The sequence below is a fragment of the Paraburkholderia phytofirmans PsJN genome (genome assembly GCF_000020125.1).
Taxonomy (GTDB): Bacteria; Pseudomonadota; Gammaproteobacteria; order Burkholderiales; family Burkholderiaceae; genus Paraburkholderia; species Paraburkholderia phytofirmans.
Genome location: NC_010681.1, coordinates 3,005,047 through 3,026,556 on the forward strand (window position 1 = coordinate 3,005,047; position 21,510 = coordinate 3,026,556).

The following is a 21,510-nucleotide window of genomic DNA, read 5'->3' on the forward strand; positions in this document are numbered from 1 at the left end:
CGCATTCCGACGCACGCCGGTTTTCGTGTGAGAATCCGCTTACATTGGATTACGGCAGCGTTACGGCGCGCACGATCGCCTCGCCAGGCCGGCGTGCGGCGCTGCAACGGCCGCGCGACGGCGGCACCATCGCCGGATGCAGCGGACGTTACACTGATGCCCCATCAGAGGAGCCGAATGTGCCAAATGTGCAGAACGTGCCGGACACGGGTGATGCAGGTCGCGCCGCGCCGGGAGCCGCCGCCTGGCTGAGCGACTGGATGCGCAACCGCAGTTGGGCGATCGCCATGACGGTGGCGATCGTCATTACCGTGGGCGGGCTCGTGATACTCGAGACCGCGCGCCAGCGCATTGCTGCAGAATACGAAACCGCGCTCGAAGCGCGCGACGTCACCGTGCAACTGAGCACGCTGGCGAGCCAGCTATCGCGCCTGAGCGCCCAGCAAAGCGACTTTCTTCTGACGAAGCAGGACGCCGCCGCGCACGAGTTCTGCGCGACCGCGGTGCGCATCCGCCAGAGCGAACAGCAGTTGAACCGCTTCTATCGCGGCGGCAAAGCCGACAGCGCCGAGCTTGCCAGCTTCACACAAATTCTTGCGTTGATCGACGCGCGCATTGGCGCGGGCGCGTCCGCGCTGCAACGCGCGGCGCCGCATCCGCTCGATCTGTCGGCTTGCGGCGGCGCGAGCGAGGCCAATCCCGCCGACGCGTCGCTGGTGGACAGCACGCTCTCGCTACTGCGCGACAACGAAGAACGCCGCGCGCAACATGCGCTCGCCGCGAGCCGCGGCGATCAGCGCATCTCCACCCTGTGCGCGGCGGGTCTCTCGGCGCTGAACATCGTGCTGTTCATTCTGCTGTTTCGCAATCTCGGCATTCAGATCGATCGTCAGGCACGCGTGCAGCGTCAATTGATCACGCAACAGGAAAGTCTCGATCAGCTCGTCAACGAACGCACCCGGCAGCTCGAAGCGCTCGGCTGGCACTTGCAGGCGGTCAGCGAAAACGAGAAGACCCAGCTCGCGCGCGAATTGCACGACGAACTCGGCGCGATTCTGACCGCCAGCAAAATGGATGTGGCGTGGGCCAACCGCAAGCTGAAGGACAGCGAGCCGGACATCGCCGACAAACTCAAACGGGCGCTCGCCAATCTCGACCAGGGCATCGCGCTGAAACGCCGCATCATCGAAGATATGCGGCCTACGGTGCTGGCCAACTTCGGGCTCGTCACCGCCTTGCGCACGCTCGCCGACGAAGCCGCGCAGCGCAACAACTGGACGCTCGACCTGCATCTGCCCGCCGACGATATCAAGCTCGACGAGCAAACCGAAATCGCGCTGTTCCGTGTCGCGCAGGAGTCGCTGACCAACGCGGCCAAGTACGCGCGAGCCTCGAAGGTATCGATCGCCTTGCAGGTCGGCGACGGCCAGGTGGCGCTGCATATCGCCGATAACGGCGTCGGCATCAAGCCGGCCGATCTGAACCGCACGCACACCCACGGCCTGCTCGGCATGCGCCAGCGCGTCGCCGCGCATGGCGGACGCTTCGATATCCGGCGCGGCGTGCCGAACGGCACCGACATCCACGTGGAAATGCCGAGCGTGAGCACCGCGACGCCATCGGTCGATCTGCCGCCGGCGACGCCTTCGCGAACCTCCGTATAACAAGGGCCCGCGCGGCGTTGCGGCAGACGTGTAGGAGTGCGCCGACGCAAACACCGGAGCACACCTACAAGAAAATCGCGGCGCAGCCGACAGCGCTGCCCCCGTCCTTTTTTTACCATGCAATCAGACCGGATCGACTGGCGTAAGCCCCGGTCGGACGACAGCTAGCTCAGCTGGCGCGTGCCGTAAAGATGGGCACGTCAACCAATGCATTCTCGACAAGGAGAACTTTCATGAATCGACTGATCGCTTTGCTTCTCATTGCAGGGACAGCTGCGCTCGCCGGTTGCAACACGATGGCGGGGGCCGGGCAGGATATTTCGAAGGGTGGCAACGCCATCACGAACTCGGCCGAACAGGCCAAGTAAGCAGCGTATAACGAAGCAGATGCCGGGCGCTTGATAGCGCCTGGCTTGCGCAGTTCAGGCAGAACCCGCCGCGGGAAATCGTGGCGGGTTTTTTTGCGCCCGCTTTAATCGTCATCGCGGACTTTCAGCGAAGCGGCTGGTGTTGTGTTTGTCCGGGCTGCAAACAAAACGGCGATCCACTCACGTGGATCGCCGCTCCGTCCTCCCCAGGACTTATCGTTTATTGCATGTGCTCAGCCTGCGCTTTTGTCAGCGCTTATTGGCCGTTGAGCGTATTCGTCAACTCGACGCTCGGTGTTTGCGTATTGCCGTTCTGTGCAACCAGCAAATGGATCTGACCCGGCACGAGCTGGCTCAGCGCGCCCGCGATCGGCACCGACGTCACCAGCCAGTCGGCATTGTTCGACAGCGTGAAGGCCGGCGACTGGAAGATCGGCGTCTTGCTGCCGGCCGTGGTCGCGATCAGCACGTAGGTGCCGCCCGACACATAGATCGAATCCTGACCGCTCGCCGGCACTGCATTCTTGAAGGCCACGCCGGCCATCGTCGGCGAGACGTTGGTGATGTCGGTCGAGGTGGACTGGACCAGATACAGGTCGAGGTTGGTCGCGTTCGCCGACGCGTTGAAGCCGCGCAGACGCGCGCTATTCGAGAGCAGACCCTTGTCGAACGGATCGTCGATCAGGCCGATGTCCGGCGCGGCCAGACCCGGCAAGGCGAGCACGGTGTATTCGTGGCCTTTCGCGACATCCGGGAAGCTGCCGCTCGCGAGCGCGGTCGTCGTGCCGGTCGCGGAGTAAGCGACCGTGGTCGCGCCCGTGTTGATATTGGTGAGGTTCGTCACGCCCTTATAGCTGATGTTGGTCTGCCCCGAGGGCGCGCTGCCGTTCACGAGAAAGTCGACGGCCGGGCCACTGGGAATGGCATGGATGAAATGGATCTCCGGATTGGTCAGCCCGAGTTCCTTACCGACGTCGTCGGAGCCGCCACCGCACGCGCTCAGAACGGATGCAACGGCAGCCATCGCCACCATGGTTCGGATCAGTTTCATTATGTTCACCTATATCGATTTGTCGGGCTCAGGCCCATGATTTTGTGGACGTCCGCTTCGCACAACACGCCGTCTGACGCTTGTTCGTTGGTCATACGAACGGTTCAGGCCAGCTCTGCGAAACGGAATGCCCCTCCTATCCCTGCTGCCATCGCACGGCTCGTGTCGATGGACGCTCGCTTTGAGCAATGCGCGTGCCGCGGGCTTCGATATGGCTTGTGGCGGCTGAAGAATGTCTTACGGAGCAACGAGTTGCGCGGATTAGAATTTTTCCTCGGAGGGATGGCACACCGCCCGGTGTATTGTTCGTGCGCGCCCAATACTTACACGGTCCCCCGCATGTCTTACCAACACTTACTCGCCGAACTCGACCTCGGCTTCACTCGCCTGCGCAATCGCGTGGTGATGGGTTCGATGCACACCGGCATGGAGGACCGCTTCTGGAATTACCCGAAGCTCGCCGCGTATTTCCGCGAGCGCGCGAAGGGCGGCGTCGGCCTGATCGTGACGGGCGGCATCTCGCCGAATCGCGAGGGGTGGCTGTTGCCGTTCGGCGGCACGCTCAATTCCGTGTTCGATCTGCGCAATCATCGGAAGCTGACCGAGGCCGTGCACGCCGAAGGCGGCAAGATCGCGCTGCAGATCCTGCATGCGGGCCGCTACGGCTATCAGCCGTTCGTGGTCTCCGCGTCGGCGATCAAATCGCCGATCTCGAAGTTCAAGCCGCGCGCGCTGAGCATCGCCGGCATTGCGAAGACCGTGCGCGACTATGCGCGCTGCGCGCGCCTCGCTCAACGCGCGGGCTATGACGGCATCGAGATCATGGGCAGCGAAGGCTACCTGCTCAACCAGTTCCTGTGCCCACGCACCAATCACCGCGCCGACGCCTACGGCGGCAGCATCGAAAACCGCATGCGGCTCGCGCGCGAGATCGTCGAGCGGGTGCGCGCGGTATGCGGCGAACGCTTTATCGTCGTGTACCGGATCTCGCTGATCGATCTGGTGGAAGGCGGCAATACGTGGGACGAAACCGTGCAGGTCGCCCAGGCGCTCGAAGCGGCCGGCGTGACGATGTTCAATACCGGCATAGGCTGGCACGAAGCGCGGGTGCCGACCATCGTGACCTCGGTGCCGCGCGCGGCCTTCGCCGAGCTGAGCGCGCGATTGAAGGCGGCCGTCAAGGTGCCGGTAATCGTGTCGAACCGCATCAACACGCCTGAGGTCGCCGAAGCACTGCTCGCGCAAGGCGCCGGCGATCTGGTTTCGATGGCGCGGCCGCTACTCGCCGATCCCGAGTTCGTCGTGAAGACCGCCGAGGGACGCGCGCATGAAATCAATACCTGCATCGCCTGCAATCAGGCCTGTCTCGATCACACGTTCAAGAACCAGCGCGCCACCTGCCTCGTCAATCCGCGCGCGGGGCGCGAAACCGAACTGATCTACCGGCCGGTCGCCGGCGCGCAGGCCGCGCGTTCGATCGCGGTGGTCGGCGCGGGTCCGGCGGGATTGTCGGCGGCGACCGTGGCCGCCGCGCGCGGGCATCGCGTGACGCTGTTCGATGCAAGCGCAACGATCGGCGGCCAGTTCAATCTGGCGATGCGCGTGCCGGGCAAGGAAGAGTTCAGCGAGACGATCCGCTATTTTCAGAGCCAGCTGCAGCGCCATCGCGTCGACGTGCGGCTCGATACGCGCGTCGATCCCGCGCTGCTCGCCGCCGGCGCTTACGACGACGTGATCGTCGCCACCGGCATCGTGCCGCGGCGGCCGGCGATTGCCGGCATCGACGGGCCGAACGTGCTGTCTTATGTCGATGTGCTGCGCGGCGCACCGGTCGGTCAGCGCGTCGCTGTGATCGGCGCGGGCGGCATCGGCTTCGACGTCAGCGAGTTTCTGCTGCATCGCGCGGGCGAACCGCTGCCCGTGCCGCGCGATGCATGGCTCGACGAATGGGGTGTCGATCTGGCCGTGCGGGAACGCGGCGGGCTGAAACCGCCCGCGCCGGCGCAGCCGCCGCGGCAGATCTGGCTGTTGCAGCGCAAGGCCGGCAAGCTCGGCATGGGACTCGGCAAGACCTCCGGCTGGGTGCATCGCGCGACGCTCGCGAGAAATGGCGTGAAGATGCTCGACGGCGTGTCGTACCGGGAGATCAGCGCGCGCGGCCTGAAGATCGCGCGTGACGGCGTCGAGGAGTGGCTGGAGGTGGACACGATCGTCGTGTGCGCGGGGCAGGAATCGCTGCGCGATCTGCTTCCGCAGACAGCGGCGGATGCAAAGACGGACCACGCCGCTGGCCCGCGCTATCACGTGATCGGCGGCGCGAAGGTGGCAACCGAACTCGACGCGAAACGCGCGATTCGCGAAGGCGCGGAAGTGGCGGCGGCGTTGTGAAACGAGCGGGTCGTCGCCCGCTTCAGGTCGAACTCAGGTCAAACGCAGGCCAAACTCAGGCGAGTCCCTTCTTGCGGTAATCGAACCAGAAAGACAGCCCCACGCTCGCCAGAATCACGACAGTCGCGACCACCGTGGAACGTGTGACCGGCTCGCCGAGCAGGAGCGCGCCGAGCGCGACGGCCACTACTGGATTCACATACATGCAACTGCTGGCGATGATCGGGCTGGTGTGCCGGATCAGAAAACCGTACGCCACATAAGCGGCCATCGTCCCGATCAGCATCAGGTAGATAAACGCCAGCACCGGCAGGAAATGCACTTCGAGCATGCGCTCGCCCGAGACCCACGCGACCAGCGTCGACATTGCGCCGCCCAGGCCGATTTGCAGCGACGTCGAGAGAAACAGGTCAGAAGGCAGCTTCAGACGCCCGGCCAGATGCGCGCCGCCGGCCCAGAAAAGCGCGCCGCACAGAATCGCGAGGCTCCCGCCCGCCGAGCCGGGCGCGCTGTCGCCATGGCTGAGAATCGCAATGCCGACCAGACCGAGCCCAACCGCGAACCACTCGCCGCGGCCGATCTTGCGCCCCGCCACCGCCGCGATCACCGTCGCGAACAGCGGCACGGTCGCGACCATGACCGCCGCGGTGCCGGTGCCGACGGTGCGCATCCCATAGGCGAGCATGCCGCTCGACAAACCGACCAGCATGGTGCCGACGAGCCCGGCGTTGCGGATTTCGGCGGCGCTCGGCCAGACCGGATTGCGACGCGCGGCGAAGATGAACAGCCCTACGCCGGCGAACAGGTTGCGCATCCCGGAGAGCAGCAGCGGCGGAAACGAACCGAGCGCGACGTGCACGGCGAGATACGTCGAGCCCCACACGAGATAAACGACGGCGAGCGCGAGCGCAACCTGCCCGTTGCGCGATTGCGGCAAACGGATCGGCAAACCACGTGAAAAACGATTCAGGAATTGCAGCGACATGCGTTCAGCCCGCCCACGCCGCTCGAGGTGCTCCGCCCCCGCTGAAGACCCTTAGGCGGGATGGCGGACACCACATCGGCGATGCGGTCTGACGGGCGAGGCTGGCGGACATGTCGGTGGAACGGAAGGACGATAGATGGCCAATGGGGCCACAACGCCGCGGCGATCCGAACAGATCGAGCCACGGCGAACACGCGCCAAACGTTTGGCGCGCATCGCATTATGCAGTAAGCGCCCACCGCGCCGCCTGAAAGAATCGTAACTCTTTGGCGTACTTGCAACAGAAAGCCGGGGACATGCCCCGGCTTTCTGTGGTGCAGCCGCCAACGCATTCCCGCTATGCGGGCCGCATAGTCAGGACGGCTCAGTTCGCCATCGCGCCCGAAGCTTCGTGCTTCATGCCCATCGCGTCGCTCTTTTTCATCTTGTTGTGCTTCATCGTGTCCTTCTTCATGCCGCCCTTCGACATGCTGTCCTTGGACATGGCATCTTTCGACATGGTGTCCTTCGACATCGCATCGTTGGACATGGCGCCGCTTGCCTGGGCGAATGCGGCGCCGCCGCTGGTCAGGAGAGCGATGGTCAGTGCTGCAAGTGCGAACTTTTTCATGAGTGACTCCGAGTGTTGTGGATGAATCAAAACCGGCCATAGCACCAGCCGGCGTATTTCCGAAGCTTCTGCCGTCCGGGGTCGCGCCGCCGTTCCAGCGGTGCCGACCCGCGCGCGTCAGGAGCCTCCGAACCAGTTGTAGCCCTGGTCGACCCAATAGCCGCCGGGATACGTGTTGGTGACGAACATCTCGACGATGTGCTTCGGGTTTTTGTAGCCGAGCTTGGTCGGCATGCGCAGCTTCATCGGGAAGCCGTATTTCGCGGGCAGGCGCTCGCCGTCGTACGAGAACGTGAGCAGCGTTTGCGGATGCAGCGCGGTCGGCATGTCGATGCTTTCGTAGTAGTCGTCGGCGCATTTGAAGCCGACGTACTTCGCGCTCGTGTCCGCGCCGATGCGCCGCAGAAAGTCGCCAAACGGCGTGCCGCCCCAGCGGCCGATCGCGCTCCATCCTTCCACGCAGATATGCCGCGTGATCTGCTCGGCGTGCGGCAACGCGTACAGTTCGGGCAACGTCCAGACGCGCTGCCCGGTCACGAGTCCGCTGATCTGCAGCTTGTAGTCGGCGCCGTCCACTTCGGGCACGTCGTCGATGCCGTAGAACGCGTTGAACGGAAACGGCCGCGTGATCTGCGCTTCGGTGTAAGTCGGCGCGAGTTGCTTCGGATCGAACAGCGCCGCTTGCGCGCGGTCGTTCAGGCGCGAGACGGCAGTGAGGAATGTGTTGACCGAGTCGTCGTCGGTGAGCGAGCAGCCGGTCAGCATCGACAGGCCGCCCAGCGTCAGAAGGCGTTTGCCGAACAGACGACGCGACGGCATCGCGAGTTCGCGGCGTGCGTCGATCAGGATCGATTCGCTGTCGAGTTTTTGGCCGGCAGAGCGAGTGGGTTTTCGAGCGGATTGGTTCATGATTCGGTATCCGTAATGTTCGCTTTAGCGGGTGAACGGCTCAGCGGCCGCGCAACATGGCGAGCAGCGAGCGCGGCACGAGCGCCACCATCACCAGATGCACGGCGATGAACGCGGCCATCAGCGACATCGCGCAGAAGTGGACGATGCGAGCGTTGTCGTAGCCGCCCATCAGTTCGCGCAGCAGCGGAAACTGCACCGACTTCCAGATCGCGAGACCCGATAGCACCAGCACGATCAGATCGCAGACCACGAACAGGTAAGCGAATTTCTGCACTGCGTTATAGACGCGCAAGTCGGCATGCGAGAGCTTGCCGGTCAACGCGGCGACGAAATCGCGCAGCACGGCGCGCGGCGACACCGGCAGAAACTTTCGCACGAAGCGTCCGCTCGCGAGGTTCAACGCGAGATACAGCAGACCGTTGAAGACCAGCAGCCACATCGCCGCAAAATGCCATTGCAGCGCGCCGCCGAGCCAGCCGCCCAGCGTGATGGCGGGCGGAAAATGGAACGCCGGGAAGATCGGCGAGGCGTCGTAGATGCGCCAGCCCGACAGCATCATCAGGATGGCCGCGAGCGCGTTGAGCCAATGCGTGAGCCGCACCCACAACGGATGAATCGCACCGCTTTTTTTCGGCTCGGCCGACGGCACGCTGTCGCGAAGTGCATGATGGGTTGCCATGAAACTCTCCTGTGAGCGCGGACGCGGCGATCAATGGCACGCGGCCAGTTCGGCCACTTGCAGAACATCGCCGCTCGCCGCGTTTTCGACGAAGGCGACCACGCCAAAGCGGTCGGCGGGCGCGTTGAGATTGGCATCCGCGGCGGCGTCCTGGACGCGGACATCGCGGCGAATCTGTGCGTTGCCCGCGACGAGCGGCACCGGGCCGATCCATTGCCGCACGACGCGTTCGTGATGCAAGGTGACGCCGCTGTTTTCGCCGGCGCCGACTTGCGAACTCAGCGAGTTTTCATAGACGGCGACGTAGGCTTCGAGTTGGCCCGCCGGGTCCGCCAACTTGCTGGTGAATTGCGCCACGACGTTGAATGCACCCGGCGTCTGCTGCGCCTTGAGTTCCAGCGCGACGTTCGCTTGCGCCGGCTCGGCGACCACCTTGCCGATGCGGCTCTCGAAACTGTCGCGTTGCGACCAGCTACGCAGCTCGCGGCCCGAGACGAAGATTTCCGGCGTGTAGATGGTGTGCCCGCCGGCGAGATCGGTGAGCGCCTGCTGACGTTCGGTGAAACGATGTTGCGAGAAGCGGTCGGTCCAGCCGAGACTGTTCCAATAGTCCACGTGCAGTGCCAACGGCACGATGCTTTGCGTCGCGCCGCTGTTTTTCCATTGGCTCAGCCAGTTGTCGGCGGGCGGGCAGCTATTGCAGCCTTCGCTGCTGTACAACTCGACCAGAGCCACGCGATGCGCCGGACTATGCGCGCTGCAGATCGCGCTAGCCGCGTTCGCGAGACCGCTGGTCACAAGCGTGGTCAGCGCGACAGCGAGCGCGATGCTTCGAGTGAAACGCCGATTGTCTCGGCGGGGTCCGGCGGTTTGCATGACGTGCTCCAATCAGGATCTGCACGTTTGTCGAACCACATGGCCGGTTATGACAGCCCGTTTCCAACTTTTTTCCTGGAGCGTGAAGACGCCAGGCGATGCACGACTCGCGTGCTAACATTAGCCTTTCTATTGCGCGCGTTCAGTCAGATGAATGGCAGCGCCCTCTTCACTCTCTTTCGCTACCCGCCGGCTACTTCGATGCGCTTTCCGACTTCCCGTGCCTTCTTCCGCTTGCGCCCCCGTCGCGCAACCGGCTGCGCGCGCGCGGAACTCATGCCGCGTCGCGCCGGCGAGCCGTCCCGAACGCTCCCGCTCCACGCCGCCCGGCGCCCGATCTAACGTTGCTCGCTCCATTGCCTGAGCCGCGTTGCCGGGCTCCGGGCCGATCTCATCCGCACGCTGTTTCCTCAAATGTAGATCGAATTGGAGTACCCGTCGTGAAAAAGACGAAAACCTGTTATCTCACCGAACTCGACGTCGCCCGTCTCGAGAAACACGCAGCCAGAGCTGGCGCGCAAGCGCACTTGCAAGACATGCTCGACGACGTGCTGGAGCGCGCCGTGATCGTCGATTCACGCGAAATTCCGGCCAACGTCGTCACGATGAACTCACAAGCCACGCTGGTCGACGAAACCAGCGGCGAGCAGATGACCTGGACCGTGGTCTATCCGCCCAATGCGGACTTCGCGCACGGCCGCCTGAACGTGTTCTCGCCCGCCGGCATCGCCTTGCTCGGCGCCAAACGCGGCGAGCGCATCCGCTTCACGCCGCCGAGCGGCACGGAGAAAGTGCTGAAGTTGGAGAAGATCCTGTATCAGCCCGAAGCCGCCGACGATTTCACGTTGTAAGCAACGCCCCGCACTTCACGCAGAACTTTTGCCGCATCATCTCCGGCTGCCTCGTCGATGCACTAAAAGCGCGTGGCGACCCGCGGCTGTTGCCGTGATCCGAATTTTCAAGATGGGTTGCCAAGCAGCGGGCGGCCGGTGTATCGTGTGCGCTGCTAACGCGGGGGTCCTGCGTCGCACGGAGGTTGGAGGTCCGTGCCGCGTGGGTGAGAAATACCCTTTGAACCTGATCTGGATAATGCCAGCGCAGGGAAGCGTACGGATTTCGCACCCAAGCCTTATCGCCTCATCTCTCGCGAATTCCGACTACTTCCGTCTCGTCTCCTGCTTAGCCGCCCCACATAGCTCTGCATAGGAGATACAGATGAACGCCAATCCGAAGTTCCTTTCCGCCGACGCCCACGTCGACGAAGCCGCTGTCGCGCCGCTGCCGAATTCCCGCAAGGTCTACGTGACCGGCTCGCGTGCCGACATCCGCGTGCCGATGCGCGAAATCTCGCAGGCCGATACGCCCGACAGCTTCGGCGGCGAAAAAAATCCGCCGGTCTATGTCTACGACACGTCGGGCCCGTACTCCGATCCGGAAGCGAAGATCGACATCCGCGCCGGCTTGCCCGCACTGCGCCAGGCCTGGATCGAAGAGCGCGGCGACACCGAAGCGCTGACGGGTCTGTCGAGCGACTTCAGCCGCGAGCGCGCCGCCGACACGGCCACCGCCGATCTGCGCTTCAAGGGCTTGCATCGCACGCCGCGCCGCGCGATCGCCGGCAAGAACGTCTCGCAGATGCACTACGCGCGGAAAGGCATCATCACGCCGGAAATGGAATACATCGCGATTCGCGAGAACCAGCGCCGCGCCGAGTATCTGGAAAGCCTGAAGACGAGCGGCCCGAACGGCGAAAAGCTCGCGGCGATGATGGGCCGCCAGCACCCGGGCCAGGCGTTCGGCGCGAGCGCGTTCGGCCCGAACGGCCTCACGGCGATCACGCCGGAATTCGTGCGCGAAGAAGTCGCGCGCGGCCGCGCGATCATCCCGAACAACATCAATCACCCGGAAAGCGAACCGATGATCATCGGCCGCAACTTCCTCGTGAAGGTGAATGCGAACATCGGCAACTCGGCGGTGACGTCCTCCATCGGCGAGGAAGTCGACAAGATGACGTGGGCGATCCGCTGGGGCGGCGATACGGTGATGGATCTGTCGACCGGCAAGCATATCCACGAAACGCGCGAGTGGATCATCCGCAATTCGCCGGTGCCGATCGGCACGGTGCCGATTTACCAGGCGCTGGAAAAGGTCAACGGCAAGGCCGAAGACCTGACGTGGGAAATCTTCCGCGACACGCTGATCGAACAGGCCGAGCAAGGCGTCGATTACTTCACGATTCACGCGGGCGTGCGTCTGCAATACGTGCCGCTCACGGCCAAGCGCATGACGGGCATCGTCTCGCGCGGCGGCTCGATCATGGCGAAGTGGTGCCTCGCGCATCACAAGGAAAGCTTCCTGTACGAGCACTTCGAAGACATTTGCGAAATCATGAAGGCGTATGACGTGGCCTTCTCGCTCGGCGACGGCCTGCGTCCCGGCTCGATCTACGATGCCAACGACGAAGCGCAGCTCGGCGAACTGAAAACGCTCGGCGAACTCACGCAGATCGCGTGGAAGCACGACGTGCAGACCATGATCGAAGGCCCCGGCCACGTGCCGATGCAGCTCATCAAGGAGAACATGGACCTGCAACTCGAATGGTGTGACGAAGCGCCGTTCTACACGCTGGGACCGTTGACGACCGACATCGCGCCGGGCTACGACCACATCACGTCGGGCATTGGCGCGGCGATGATCGGCTGGTTCGGCACGGCCATGCTCTGCTACGTCACCCCGAAGGAACACCTCGGGCTGCCGAACAAGGACGACGTCAAGACCGGCATCATCACGTACAAGCTGGCCGCGCACGCCGCCGATCTGGCGAAGGGCCATCCGGGCGCGCAGGTGCGTGACAACGCGCTCTCCAAGGCGCGCTTCGAATTCCGTTGGGAAGACCAGTTCAACCTCGGTCTCGATCCGGACAAGGCGCGCGAATTCCACGACGAAACGCTGCCAAAGGATTCGGCCAAGGTCGCGCATTTCTGCTCGATGTGCGGCCCGCACTTCTGCTCGATGAAGATCACGCAGGACGTGCGCGAGTTCGCCGCGCAACAAGGCGTGACCGACGACGAAGCACTGAAGAAAGGCATGGAAGTGAAGTCGATCGAGTTCATGAAGAAAGGCGCTGAGATTTACCAGCGGCAGTAAGGTTCGGATCGCGGATCGGGCGTCGTTGTTACGCCACCCGATCCGCCAGGCCCCTGCATTGCAGCAACGAAGCCCGCCACTGGCGGGCTTTTGCGTCTACGCGACCCGGGCACGCCGCGTGCTGCAGGAAGGACAACATTTGATTACGAAACCGTCGGTTCGCTGACAAGCGCACACATCCGGATACAGGATGCGGCGATACCATCAAATGCAGGGGCGGTGCTTACTGCCGACCATAACTACTGGAGTCGACATCATGAAATCGATACGTCAAATCGGTACGTTTGCGGCCATCGCGGCCATTCTGGTAAGCCTTTCCGCATGTGACGGCATGAGCCGTCAGGGGCGCGACACGGCAATCGGCGCGGGTCTGGGCGGCGCGGCGGGCGCGGCGGTCGGCGGCAATGCGCTGTCGACGCTCGGCGGCGCGGCGGCGGGCGGCGTCATTGGCCATGAGGTGGGCAAGTAATCAACAAATCAAGCGTACGGCGACAGGTCGCGCCACCCGCTGCAATGAGGCGAAATAAGCCGTTACGGTTTTGCAATCCTGTTGGCCCAGAGGCGGCGTAAGCTCATGACGTGACGCCCCCTGATTGCGGCGTTCGATTCAACCAGGAGCGCGTCATGAAGTCCCGCCTCATCAACACGGTGTGCGCGATCGGCCAGCGGTTGCCGCTGCGCTTTTCCCAGTCTTTTCCACGTCCTTCGCAAACAGGCATCGCGCTCGGCGGCGCGGTCTGTTTGCTCACGCTCTCCGGCTGCTATTACCCGTACGGTTACTATCCGGCGGGCTATTCGCCGTATTACGCGACGGCGGTCCCCGCAGCGGGAACCCAACAGGCAGTCCCGGTCGGGCAAGACGACTACTCGGCGGCTCAGCAGCAGCAACAGTCGCAACAAGCGCAGACAGGTCAGCCAGCTTCGCCGCCGACATATGCGGTCGCCGCCCCGCCCGTGTATGTCGCCCCCGCTCCCATTTACTATCCGCCGCCGGTCTATCCGGCCTATTACGGCTATCCAGGTTGGTATGGGCCGTCGGTGTCGATCGGCGTCGGATTCGGTGGTTATTGGGGTGGCCACGGCGGCGGATGGGGCGGCCATGGCCATTGGCACTGACGCTCACCTGCGCCGTTCAATCTCCTTGTCTTCACACGATGCGCTTGCCCAGCGGATTCGCGCGGTGCCGTGCGGTGCCGGCGCTATATCGCGCGTTGCGCGCCACGCCGGCCGGCTCGCGCAAGCCGCGCTCCCAGCGCCCATCCGCTGCGCCCGTAGTTTCCCTTCTTGACGCCGCCCGGCTGGGTTCTATCCTTGGTAAGCCACATGCAGTATCCGTTTAAAAAAGCGCTCCCGTCCGCTCCCGCGTGCCGGCGACGCCCATCCGTCATGCCATAGCGACGCGCTCCGGAGTGCGTGGTGCCGCGTCGAGTCCGAACAACAATGAAGGAGACGTGATGTTTCACCAACTACTCACTCCTGTCGGCAATTCGCTATTGCCATCGTTCCTCGTCGCGGCTTTGCCGATCATCGTCGTGCTGCTTCTGCTCGGCTGGGCGCGCCGGCCGGCGTGGCAGGCGTCGCTCGCGGGGTTGGTCGTCGGCTTGATCGTGGCGATCTTTGTCTGGCAATTTCCGGTGGGCCTCGCGGTCGACTCGGTGGTCGCCGGCGCGGTGTTCGCCTGCTGGCCGGTCATGTGGATCGTGTTCGCGGCGATCCTGCTTTACAACATCTCGCAACGCTCGGGCCGCTTCGCGGCCTTTCGCATGTGGATGATCGACAACCTGCCGAACGACCGGCGCGTCGTGCTGGTGGTGATCGGGTTTTCGTTCGGCGCGCTGCTCGAAGGGATTTCGGGCTTCGGCACGCCGGTCGCCATCACCAGTTCGCTGCTGATTCTGCTCGGCTTTCCCACGCTCGAAGCGCTCACCTTCACGCTGATCTTCAACACCGCGCCGGTTGCCTTCGGCGCACTCGGCGTGCCGATCACCGTGCTCGGCGCGGTCACGCATTTGCCGGCCGATTCGCTCGCCAAGATGGTCGGCCGCCAGTTGCCGTTCTTCGCTTTTCTGCTGCCCTTCTATGTGATCGGCGTCTATGCGGGCTTTCGCAACATGCTGCGGGTGTGGCCGGTGCTGCTGGTGTCGGGCGCGAGCTTCGCGCTGACGCAGTTCGTCGCGTCGAACTATGTGAACTACAGCCTGACCGACGTGTTGTCGTCGATGGTCTCGCTCATTCTCACGATCGCCTTCCTGCGCGTCTGGAAGCCCGCGGCGGATCCGAAGTTCGCGGTCAACATCGACCGCGTGGGTGAAGTGCGCGGCAAGATCGGCGGCGCCCAGGGCTGGTATCCGTGGATCATCGTGTCGGTGGTGGTGATCATCTGGACCGTAGCGAAGATCTTCCTGATCGGCGACGTCAAGGTGCCGTGGCCGGGGCTCGACAAGGCCGTCTTCATCACCCTGTACAACACGCCGTACAGCGCGGTGTGGGACTTCCAGCCGCTCGCCACCGGCACCGCCATCCTGGTCGCCGCGCTCATTACGGCGGCCGTGGTCAAACTGAGTCCGCGCGAGTTCGGCGCGGCCGTCGCCGACACGTGGGTGCAGACGCGCATCGCCATCCTGACGGTGGCGACCATCGTCGGGCTCGCGTATCTGATGAATTACTCGGGGCTCACTTATACGCTCGGCCTCGGCGCGTCGTCGGTCGGACCGTTCTTTCCGCTGGTGTCGGCGTTCCTCGGCTGGGTCGCGGTGTTCCTGTCCGGCAGCGACACGTCGGGTAACGCGCTGTTCGGCAACCTGCAGGTGGTGGCGGCCAATCAGTTGAATCTCAACCCGATTCTGATGGCGGCTGCGAACTCGTCGGGCGGCGTGATGGGCAAGATGATTTCGCCGCAGAACATTTCGACGGGGGTGGCGACCACCGAATTGAAAGGCAAGGAAGGCGTGGTGTTCGCTAAAACCTTCAAGCATTCGATTCTGTTGACGGTGCTGCTCGGCGTGCTGGTGTGGCTGCAGCAGAATTTCTTGCAGTGGATGATTCCGCATTGAGGCAGGCGGGGTTGTGCGGGCCGCGCGGCCCGCACAACCCGTTCGATCGACTCACGCGATGCGCTCCGAATAGCCGGCAGAGGCCGCGTGAACGCCGGCGTGCGTTGCTTTAGCCTGGAAGGATCTGGCGAGTTCGCCGCCTATCTGCTATGGACTTGCTGCGGCAAAATAATTCACGTCGCGAACGTCAGCTTATTCACCCGCCTCTGCATCTGCGCCCCGCTCCACCATCCAGATCGCAATATTTCTCACATCAGCGTGAGAATTGCTCGTTTTGCGCGGGCCGCCGCTGCGCTTACGATCAACCATTATCAAATTATCAAATGCCTCCGTCTCCCGGATCTTGCCGTTTCATTCCAGCCTGAAACGTTTCGCATGACTGCGCTGCTACGATGCACAGGCGTCGCGACTCAACCGCGCGTGGCGCCACCTCGATGAATGCTAAAAACCTGTTCCAGTTGCTGATTCTCGCCGCCCTGTGGGGTGCCTCGTTCCTGTTCATCCGGGTCGGCGTCACCGACTTCGGCGTCGCGCCTTTGATGGCGCTGCGCGTCGGCATCGGCGCGGCCTTTCTCGCGATCGTACTGATCGCGCGACGTCCGCTGCGCCAGTCCGCAACGATCCTGCGCACGCGGGCCTTCCCGCTGCTAGTGGTCGGCATCCTGAATTCGGCGGCGCCCTTCTGCCTGTTCGCCTATGCCGAGTTGACGCTGTCGGCTGGCGTCACGTCGGTGATCAATGCGAGCACGCCGCTGTGGGGCGCGCTAGTCGGCTTTCTGTGGCTGCGCGACAGATTGAGCGCGCTGCGCACGCTCGGTCTGGTGATCGGCTTTCTCGGCGTGCTAATGCTGGTGTGGGATCAGATCGCCGCGCCCAATGGCACGCCGGCGACGCCGCTCACCACCGCGCTCGCGGCCGGCGCCGCGCTCGGCGCCACCTTGCTGTACGGCATCGCGGCCAACTACACCAAGCGCCATCTGACCGGCGTCGACGCCCTCACCGTCGCCACCGGCACGATGACCGGCGCCACCATCGTGCTGCTGCCGCTCGCCGTGATCTACTGGCCGGCGGCGCCCATCTCGCTGCACGCATGGGGCGCGGTGATCGCGCTCGGCGTCGCCTGTACCGGCGTCGCGTATATGCTGTTCTTCCATCTGATCGCGGTGGCCGGACCGGCGCGCGCGATTACGGTGACCTTCGTCATTCCGATCTTCGGCATTCTGTGGGGCGCGCTGTTTCTCGGCGAAGGCGTCTCGCCCGGCATGCTCGAAGGCTGCGGCGTGATTCTGGTCGGCACTGCGCTCGCCACCGGCGTGATCAAGCGTCTGCCGTGGCTCGGCACGCGCCGCGCCGATACCTGATATCTGATACTCGCGTCATTCCGCGCGACGCTTACCCGGCGTCGCCGACTCTCATGTTTCGCGCCGCCCCGACGGCCGCAACCAATCCCGAGCACACCAAAAAAATAGCCCGCACTCCATGTCGGAGTGCGGGCGAAACCGTCGCCCTACGAGGATAGGCGACGGGGCCACCGAGGCCGCGCGCCGCGCGCGCAGGCCGTCATCGGGCGAAACATCGGTTCGTCGGCCGATGCTGGAATGGTCTGGGATCGTTTTGGATCGTCGATCGGGAATCGCTGCCAACTCACGCCGGGTCATGCAATCCGGCCCCATGAGTCTGTAAAAGCAGCTTATGTGCCAGTTTTTACATATCGTTAAAAAAACTAGCGGCAACCTTTTGATTTTTATTGATTTTTTCTGCTGCCGGAGGTTGCGGAGAATGGTGTTCAGGAAGGCCTGGAAAGTTACGTCACCGGGGTAACGTCACGTTACATGAGGCCGCACGAAGCGGCCCCGCCGACGGGCCGGGTCACAGCGTTGGCCACTTCGTGCGCTGCGCCGTGCCATGCCGAAGCCGCAGGCCGGTTGGCCGCGGCGATTCGCGCGGGCTCAAGGCCGCGCCGCAGACCAGCGCCAGGACGAGCAAGCTCGCCGCCCACATCCAGTAAGGAATCACGTCGAACATGGTCATCTCCCGTTGAACGCCGGATCGGGCCGGTATTTAGGGAACCAAGCAAAAGACGTGCGCATGCACCGGACGATCGCTTATCGGCAAGGTGTTGCCGGAATCTCAGGGCAAAAAAAAACCCGCCCGGAGTGTGCCTCGGGCGGGTTCGGATAGCGTTGCCGCCCTGCGGCGGCCCTGCTCAGTGCAACTGGTCGGCCATCAGACTCATGATCTGTTTGGCCTGCGGGCTCTGGTCAATCGTACCCTTGTCGTCGACCACGGCCACGCGCGTCTGGTTAGGCGTCACCGCGCGCACGTTCACCATGTACTGCTTGGCAACTTTTTCCTTCCTGCCGTGGAAAACCTGGCTCCAGAAGCCCTGTTCCGCCGATGTCATGTCCTTCGGATCGACATAGCGCACGAAGTACAGGCCACGGGTCAGGTCGCGGTCGTCGACGGTGAAGTTGCTGCGGTCGAGCGCGAGGCCCACGCGCAACCAGGCGCGGTCGTACGGCTCGCCGAGCGTGAGTTCCGTCGACGACAGTTGGGCTTCGGTGCCGTTCGCGTCCGCAGCCGGCAAGGGTTGCTGGGCGGACAGCGAGACGTTTTGCGCCGCCGTGGCCGCAGCCGCCGATTTGGCGCCCGCAGTGGCCGCGTTCGGCGCCGTCTGCGCGCCGGCCGACAGGTCGGCGTTTTGCGCGTCAGCCGGTTTCGAGCGCGAATCGGCCAGTGCCAGCGCCGCCATCAGACGCTTCAGATATTCCTGCTCGAGGCCCGGATCGTTCGGCTTCGCCACCCACGTGCTCGAGTCGTTGTTCGTGCCGGTCAGCGCCTCACGCATGCCCTTCTGGCTGACGAACACGTACGTGCCGCCGTTCGGCGCCGCTTCCAGACGCGTGCGGTACTTGTTGCGTTCCGAGGTCACGTAGCTGTTGCCCATGGCCTTGGACAGCGTATTGCGGATCAGGCCTTCGTTGATCTGCGCGTGCGTTTCGTTCCAGTCGGTTTCCATCACGCCCTTGTCGCGCTGGTCGACCACCAGCAGGAAGCCCTGTTCCTGCCAGAAGCGGCGAATCTGCGGCCATGCCTGCTCGGGCGCCTTGTTGTCGATGACGAGCCAGCTTTCCGTGCCGTCGCGCTGGATATGCATGCCGTTGACCGCCGGCGCCACCACCACGGAATTGGCCGACGGCGCTTGCGCCTGAACCTGCTTGAGCGTGGACAACGAGGTTTCGCCGCCCTGCGGGGGCAACGAACGCTGATCGGCCGTCTCATCGATCATGTTCGGCGGTACGGCAAGTGACACCTGCTTCGATTTCGAGTCGCTCTTGTAGTCGACTTTGGTCGGCGACGACGTGCCGCAGCCGGCGACCAGACCGCCTGCCATCAGCATTACTGCAAACCGCTTGGTAAGACGAAGATCAGTCATGTTCGGGGAATCCTTCCGCTACGCCACGGCAAGTTTCCGTGGATCAACCCAACATTTTACCGATCCCGGCGAGTCATGTGCAAAAACCCGGGTTTGCCCGTGAATTGAGCAGCGCGAGACGCGTGCAAACGACGCGGAATCGACGCGCGAAAAGGACGCCGAAGCGTCTACTTCAGAGCGCCTTTCCGTGTGCCGCAAGCGGCTCGTTTTCGCGCCCGAAAGAGACCTGACGCACGGCCAATTTAACACTTGCCTACATTTCCCAACGCCGTGTCAGATGCGCCCTACGCCGTCGTCAGATCATTGATTCCACAGCACTTTCCGAACTCCGCTCACGGCCAATTTCGATATATCCAAATAGCCGAATACGGCTTCCAGTAACGGTTCAAAAACCCGAGTGATATCTTGAAATGGACATCACCAGAAGCCTTTGAGCACTTCAGCCACGGGACCGACCGTCATGCCATTACCTACTCTTACGCCAACTCTCGCAGCCTCGGCGATTGCTTTTGCCGCTTTGTCCGCGAGCCTCGACGCGCGCGCCGAATTGGGGGGCGTCATGCCGTCCAGGGCGGAAGCGAGCGCCAGCGCGCCGCGCGCCATGTTGAACGGGGCGCTGCGCATGCGCACGCTCACCGACGCGGGCAACACCACCATCGCCGAGTACGCGACGAACACCGGCCAGATCATCGCCTACGCGTGGCAAGGCCCAACCATGCCGGACTTGCCCGCGCTGCTCGGCAAGTACGCCACCTCGTATCGCGCCGGCGCCGCGGCGGCGACAGCGGACGGCAATCTGCACGTCTCCCGGGTGGCGCGGCCGGACCTGATCGTGGAATCCGGCGGCCCGATGCGCGGCTACGCGGGTCGCGCATGGCTGCCTGCGGCGCTCCCGCCCGGCGTGACGGCCGACGATTTCCAGTGAGGCGCCCCCGCGCCCGCACTTGGCATCAAAACTCCCCCTCGACGAACCCTCGACGAACATGAGCCACGCCATGAAATCTGCCCTTTCCTTGTATGCCCTGCTGCTGGTCTGCACCGCCTTGGCGGGATGCGGCGGCGGTGGCGGCGGCGCACCGGCCGCCACGTCCCAGACCGGCTCGGCCGCACCTGGCAGCAACCCGGACGCCGCCAGCGCGCCGATAGCCGCCGCGCCGCCTGAGGCCTCGGGCGCGAGTCCAGGGGCTTCGGTGCCGCGCTCAAGCACGCCCAACGTCCAGCCGATCGCCGTCAGCGCCGCGCCGGGGCTGACGCGCAACATGCTGACGACGAGCGTCACCGTCTGCCAGCCCGGCACCAGCCATTGCGCGACGATCGACAACATCCAGGTCGACACCGGTTCGCACGGACTCAGGATTCTCGCGTCCGCATTGCCGGCGGACCTGCCGCTCGCGGCGATCGCATCGGGCAGCGGGATTGCGGGCGAATGCGCGGTGTTCGGCGGCGGATACACGTGGGGCGCGGTACGCAGCGCGGATGTCCGCATGGCGGGCCAGTTGGCCGCCTCGATCCCGATCCAGACGATCGCCGATCCCGCGCTCGCCACCGCGCCCACCGACTGCGCTGGGTCCGGCCGCGCCATGCAGACGGTGGCCGGCCTGCGCTCGAACGGCATTCTCGGCGTGGGCCTGTTCGCGGCCGACTGCGGCGGCGGCTGCGTCAGCGCCGCGCTGCCGCGCTGGTACTACAGCTGCGACGCCAGCGGCGCCTGTCTCGCCAGCACGCAATCCCTGGCGCAGCAGGTGACCAATCCGGTCAGCCGCTTTGCACTCGACAACAACGGCGTGGTGATCGACCTGCCGGCCATCGCCGATGCCGGCGCGGCCAGCGTATCCGGCTCGATGATCTTCGGCATCGGCACCCAGGCCAACAACACGCTGAACGGCGCCAGCGTCCTCAAGGCGAATCCGGTGACGGGCTACGTCGTCACGGCGAGCGGCGGGCAGACCTATTCGCAAAGCTACGTCGACAGCGGCTCGAATGGGCTGTTCTTCCGCACGAGCCAGTTCCCGCAGTGCGGCCTCTGGTACTGCCCGGCTTCGACTCAAGCCGCGAACGCCGCGATCACCGGCACGGATGGCGCGTCGAACACGGTGTCGTTTGCGATCGGCAATTCGAGCGCGCTGTTCACGTCGTCGAACAACGCGTTCAATAATCTGGCCGGCGTGGCCAGCAGCGGCTTCGGCTGGGGCTTGCCGTTCTTCTTCGGACGACGCGTTTATACCGCCATCGCCTCGCGCGAGACGTCGGCGGGCCCGGGGCCGTATTACGCGTTCTGAACCGCCGGCTTCTTTCGACGCTGAAATTTCGCAAACTCATCTAGCCGATAAATTTGGGACCC

General features: G+C 64.1%; 19 protein-coding genes and 1 riboswitch. Of the genes, 11 read left to right on the forward strand and 8 right to left on the reverse strand.

The genetic code is table 11. The features are described from left to right. Positions 1–179: 179 nt before the first annotated feature. Positions 180–1,664, forward strand: coding sequence for a sensor histidine kinase (locus tag BPHYT_RS13170; protein ID WP_012433646.1), 1,485 nt, complete (start codon positions 180–182; stop codon positions 1,662–1,664). A gap of 233 nt (positions 1,665–1,897) precedes the next feature. Next, entirely contained in the window at positions 1,898–2,032 is a 135-nt protein-coding gene (locus BPHYT_RS13175) for an entericidin A/B family lipoprotein (RefSeq protein WP_012433647.1), read from the forward strand. Positions 2,033–2,288: 256 nt separating this feature from the next. Here the strand turns inward: BPHYT_RS13175 and BPHYT_RS13180 are convergent, their stop codons facing one another. Next, entirely contained in the window at positions 2,289–3,083 is a 795-nt protein-coding gene (locus tag BPHYT_RS13180) for a DUF4397 domain-containing protein (protein ID WP_012433648.1), read from the reverse strand. Between the two features lie 339 nt (positions 3,084–3,422). On the opposite strand from BPHYT_RS13180, the gene BPHYT_RS13185 reads away from it, so the two are divergent. Then, positions 3,423–5,471, forward strand: coding sequence for an NADPH-dependent 2,4-dienoyl-CoA reductase (locus tag BPHYT_RS13185; protein WP_041758496.1), 2,049 nt, complete (start codon positions 3,423–3,425; stop codon positions 5,469–5,471). A gap of 55 nt (positions 5,472–5,526) precedes the next feature. Here the strand turns inward: BPHYT_RS13185 and BPHYT_RS13190 are convergent, their stop codons facing one another. The 5 genes from BPHYT_RS13190 to BPHYT_RS13210 all read right to left on the reverse strand — a co-directional run bounded on the left by BPHYT_RS13190 (position 5,527) and on the right by BPHYT_RS13210 (position 9,533). Continuing rightward, positions 5,527–6,456 carry an EamA family transporter gene (locus BPHYT_RS13190; RefSeq protein WP_012433650.1) on the reverse strand — a complete coding sequence of 310 codons (930 nt, stop codon included), beginning with the start codon at positions 6,454–6,456 and terminating at the stop codon, positions 5,527–5,529. A gap of 364 nt (positions 6,457–6,820) precedes the next feature. Next, complete coding sequence (locus tag BPHYT_RS13195; protein ID WP_012433651.1) at positions 6,821–7,066, reverse strand: pentapeptide MXKDX repeat protein; 246 nt, start codon at positions 7,064–7,066, stop codon at positions 6,821–6,823. A 117-nt stretch (positions 7,067–7,183) separates the two neighbouring features. Then, positions 7,184–7,975 (reverse strand): molybdopterin-dependent oxidoreductase, encoded by a 792-nt coding sequence (locus BPHYT_RS13200; RefSeq protein ID WP_012433652.1) that lies wholly within the window; start codon positions 7,973–7,975, stop codon positions 7,184–7,186. A gap of 40 nt (positions 7,976–8,015) precedes the next feature. Then, on the reverse strand, positions 8,016–8,657 hold the full coding sequence (locus tag BPHYT_RS13205) for a cytochrome b/b6 domain-containing protein (protein WP_012433653.1): 642 nt from the start codon (positions 8,655–8,657) through the stop codon (positions 8,016–8,018). A gap of 30 nt (positions 8,658–8,687) precedes the next feature. Beyond that, the gene (locus tag BPHYT_RS13210; protein ID WP_012433654.1) at positions 8,688–9,533 is read right to left on the reverse strand and encodes a DUF1223 domain-containing protein; all 846 of its coding nucleotides are present in this window, start codon (positions 9,531–9,533) and stop codon (positions 8,688–8,690) included. A gap of 440 nt (positions 9,534–9,973) precedes the next feature. On the opposite strand from BPHYT_RS13210, the gene BPHYT_RS13215 reads away from it, so the two are divergent. The 6 genes from BPHYT_RS13215 to BPHYT_RS13240 all read left to right on the forward strand — a co-directional run bounded on the left by BPHYT_RS13215 (position 9,974) and on the right by BPHYT_RS13240 (position 17,094). Further along, positions 9,974–10,384 (forward strand): GreA/GreB family elongation factor, encoded by a 411-nt coding sequence (locus BPHYT_RS13215; protein ID WP_012433655.1) that lies wholly within the window; start codon positions 9,974–9,976, stop codon positions 10,382–10,384. A 152-nt stretch (positions 10,385–10,536) separates the two neighbouring features. Next, a riboswitch (TPP riboswitch) is annotated at positions 10,537–10,655 on the forward strand. 93 nt (positions 10,656–10,748) lie between these two features. Next, positions 10,749–12,680: a phosphomethylpyrimidine synthase ThiC gene (gene thiC, locus BPHYT_RS13220; protein WP_012433656.1), complete on the forward strand. Its 1,932-nt coding sequence runs from the start codon at positions 10,749–10,751 to the stop codon at positions 12,678–12,680. A 256-nt stretch (positions 12,681–12,936) separates the two neighbouring features. Further along, complete coding sequence (locus tag BPHYT_RS13225) at positions 12,937–13,149, forward strand: glycine zipper 2TM domain-containing protein (RefSeq protein WP_012433657.1); 213 nt, start codon at positions 12,937–12,939, stop codon at positions 13,147–13,149. 155 nt (positions 13,150–13,304) lie between these two features. Continuing rightward, complete coding sequence (locus BPHYT_RS13230) at positions 13,305–13,796, forward strand: hypothetical protein (protein WP_012433658.1); 492 nt, start codon at positions 13,305–13,307, stop codon at positions 13,794–13,796. Positions 13,797–14,134: 338 nt separating this feature from the next. Further along, on the forward strand, positions 14,135–15,733 hold the full coding sequence (locus tag BPHYT_RS13235; RefSeq protein WP_012433659.1) for an L-lactate permease: 1,599 nt from the start codon (positions 14,135–14,137) through the stop codon (positions 15,731–15,733). A 434-nt stretch (positions 15,734–16,167) separates the two neighbouring features. Continuing rightward, a complete protein-coding gene (locus BPHYT_RS13240) occupies positions 16,168–17,094 on the forward strand; it encodes a DMT family transporter (RefSeq protein ID WP_012433660.1) in 927 nt (308 codons plus the stop codon). 508 nt (positions 17,095–17,602) lie between these two features. On the opposite strand, the gene BPHYT_RS38650 is transcribed toward BPHYT_RS13240, so the two are convergent. Both BPHYT_RS38650 and bamC read right to left on the reverse strand, forming a co-directional pair. Further along, positions 17,603–17,758, reverse strand: a complete 156-nt coding sequence (locus tag BPHYT_RS38650) for a hypothetical protein (protein ID WP_012433661.1) — start codon at positions 17,756–17,758, stop codon at positions 17,603–17,605. Between the two features lie 181 nt (positions 17,759–17,939). After that, the gene (gene bamC, locus BPHYT_RS13245) at positions 17,940–19,169 is read right to left on the reverse strand and encodes an outer membrane protein assembly factor BamC (protein ID WP_012433662.1); all 1,230 of its coding nucleotides are present in this window, start codon (positions 19,167–19,169) and stop codon (positions 17,940–17,942) included. A 460-nt stretch (positions 19,170–19,629) separates the two neighbouring features. Between bamC and BPHYT_RS13250 the strand changes: the two genes are divergently transcribed. Beyond that, positions 19,630–20,094 (forward strand): DUF2844 domain-containing protein, encoded by a 465-nt coding sequence (locus tag BPHYT_RS13250; protein ID WP_012433663.1) that lies wholly within the window; start codon positions 19,630–19,632, stop codon positions 20,092–20,094. Positions 20,095–20,164: 70 nt separating this feature from the next. Continuing rightward, positions 20,165–21,448 carry a DUF3443 domain-containing protein gene (locus BPHYT_RS13255; protein ID WP_012433664.1) on the forward strand — a complete coding sequence of 428 codons (1,284 nt, stop codon included), beginning with the start codon at positions 20,165–20,167 and terminating at the stop codon, positions 21,446–21,448. The last annotated feature ends 62 nt before the right edge of the window (positions 21,449–21,510 follow it).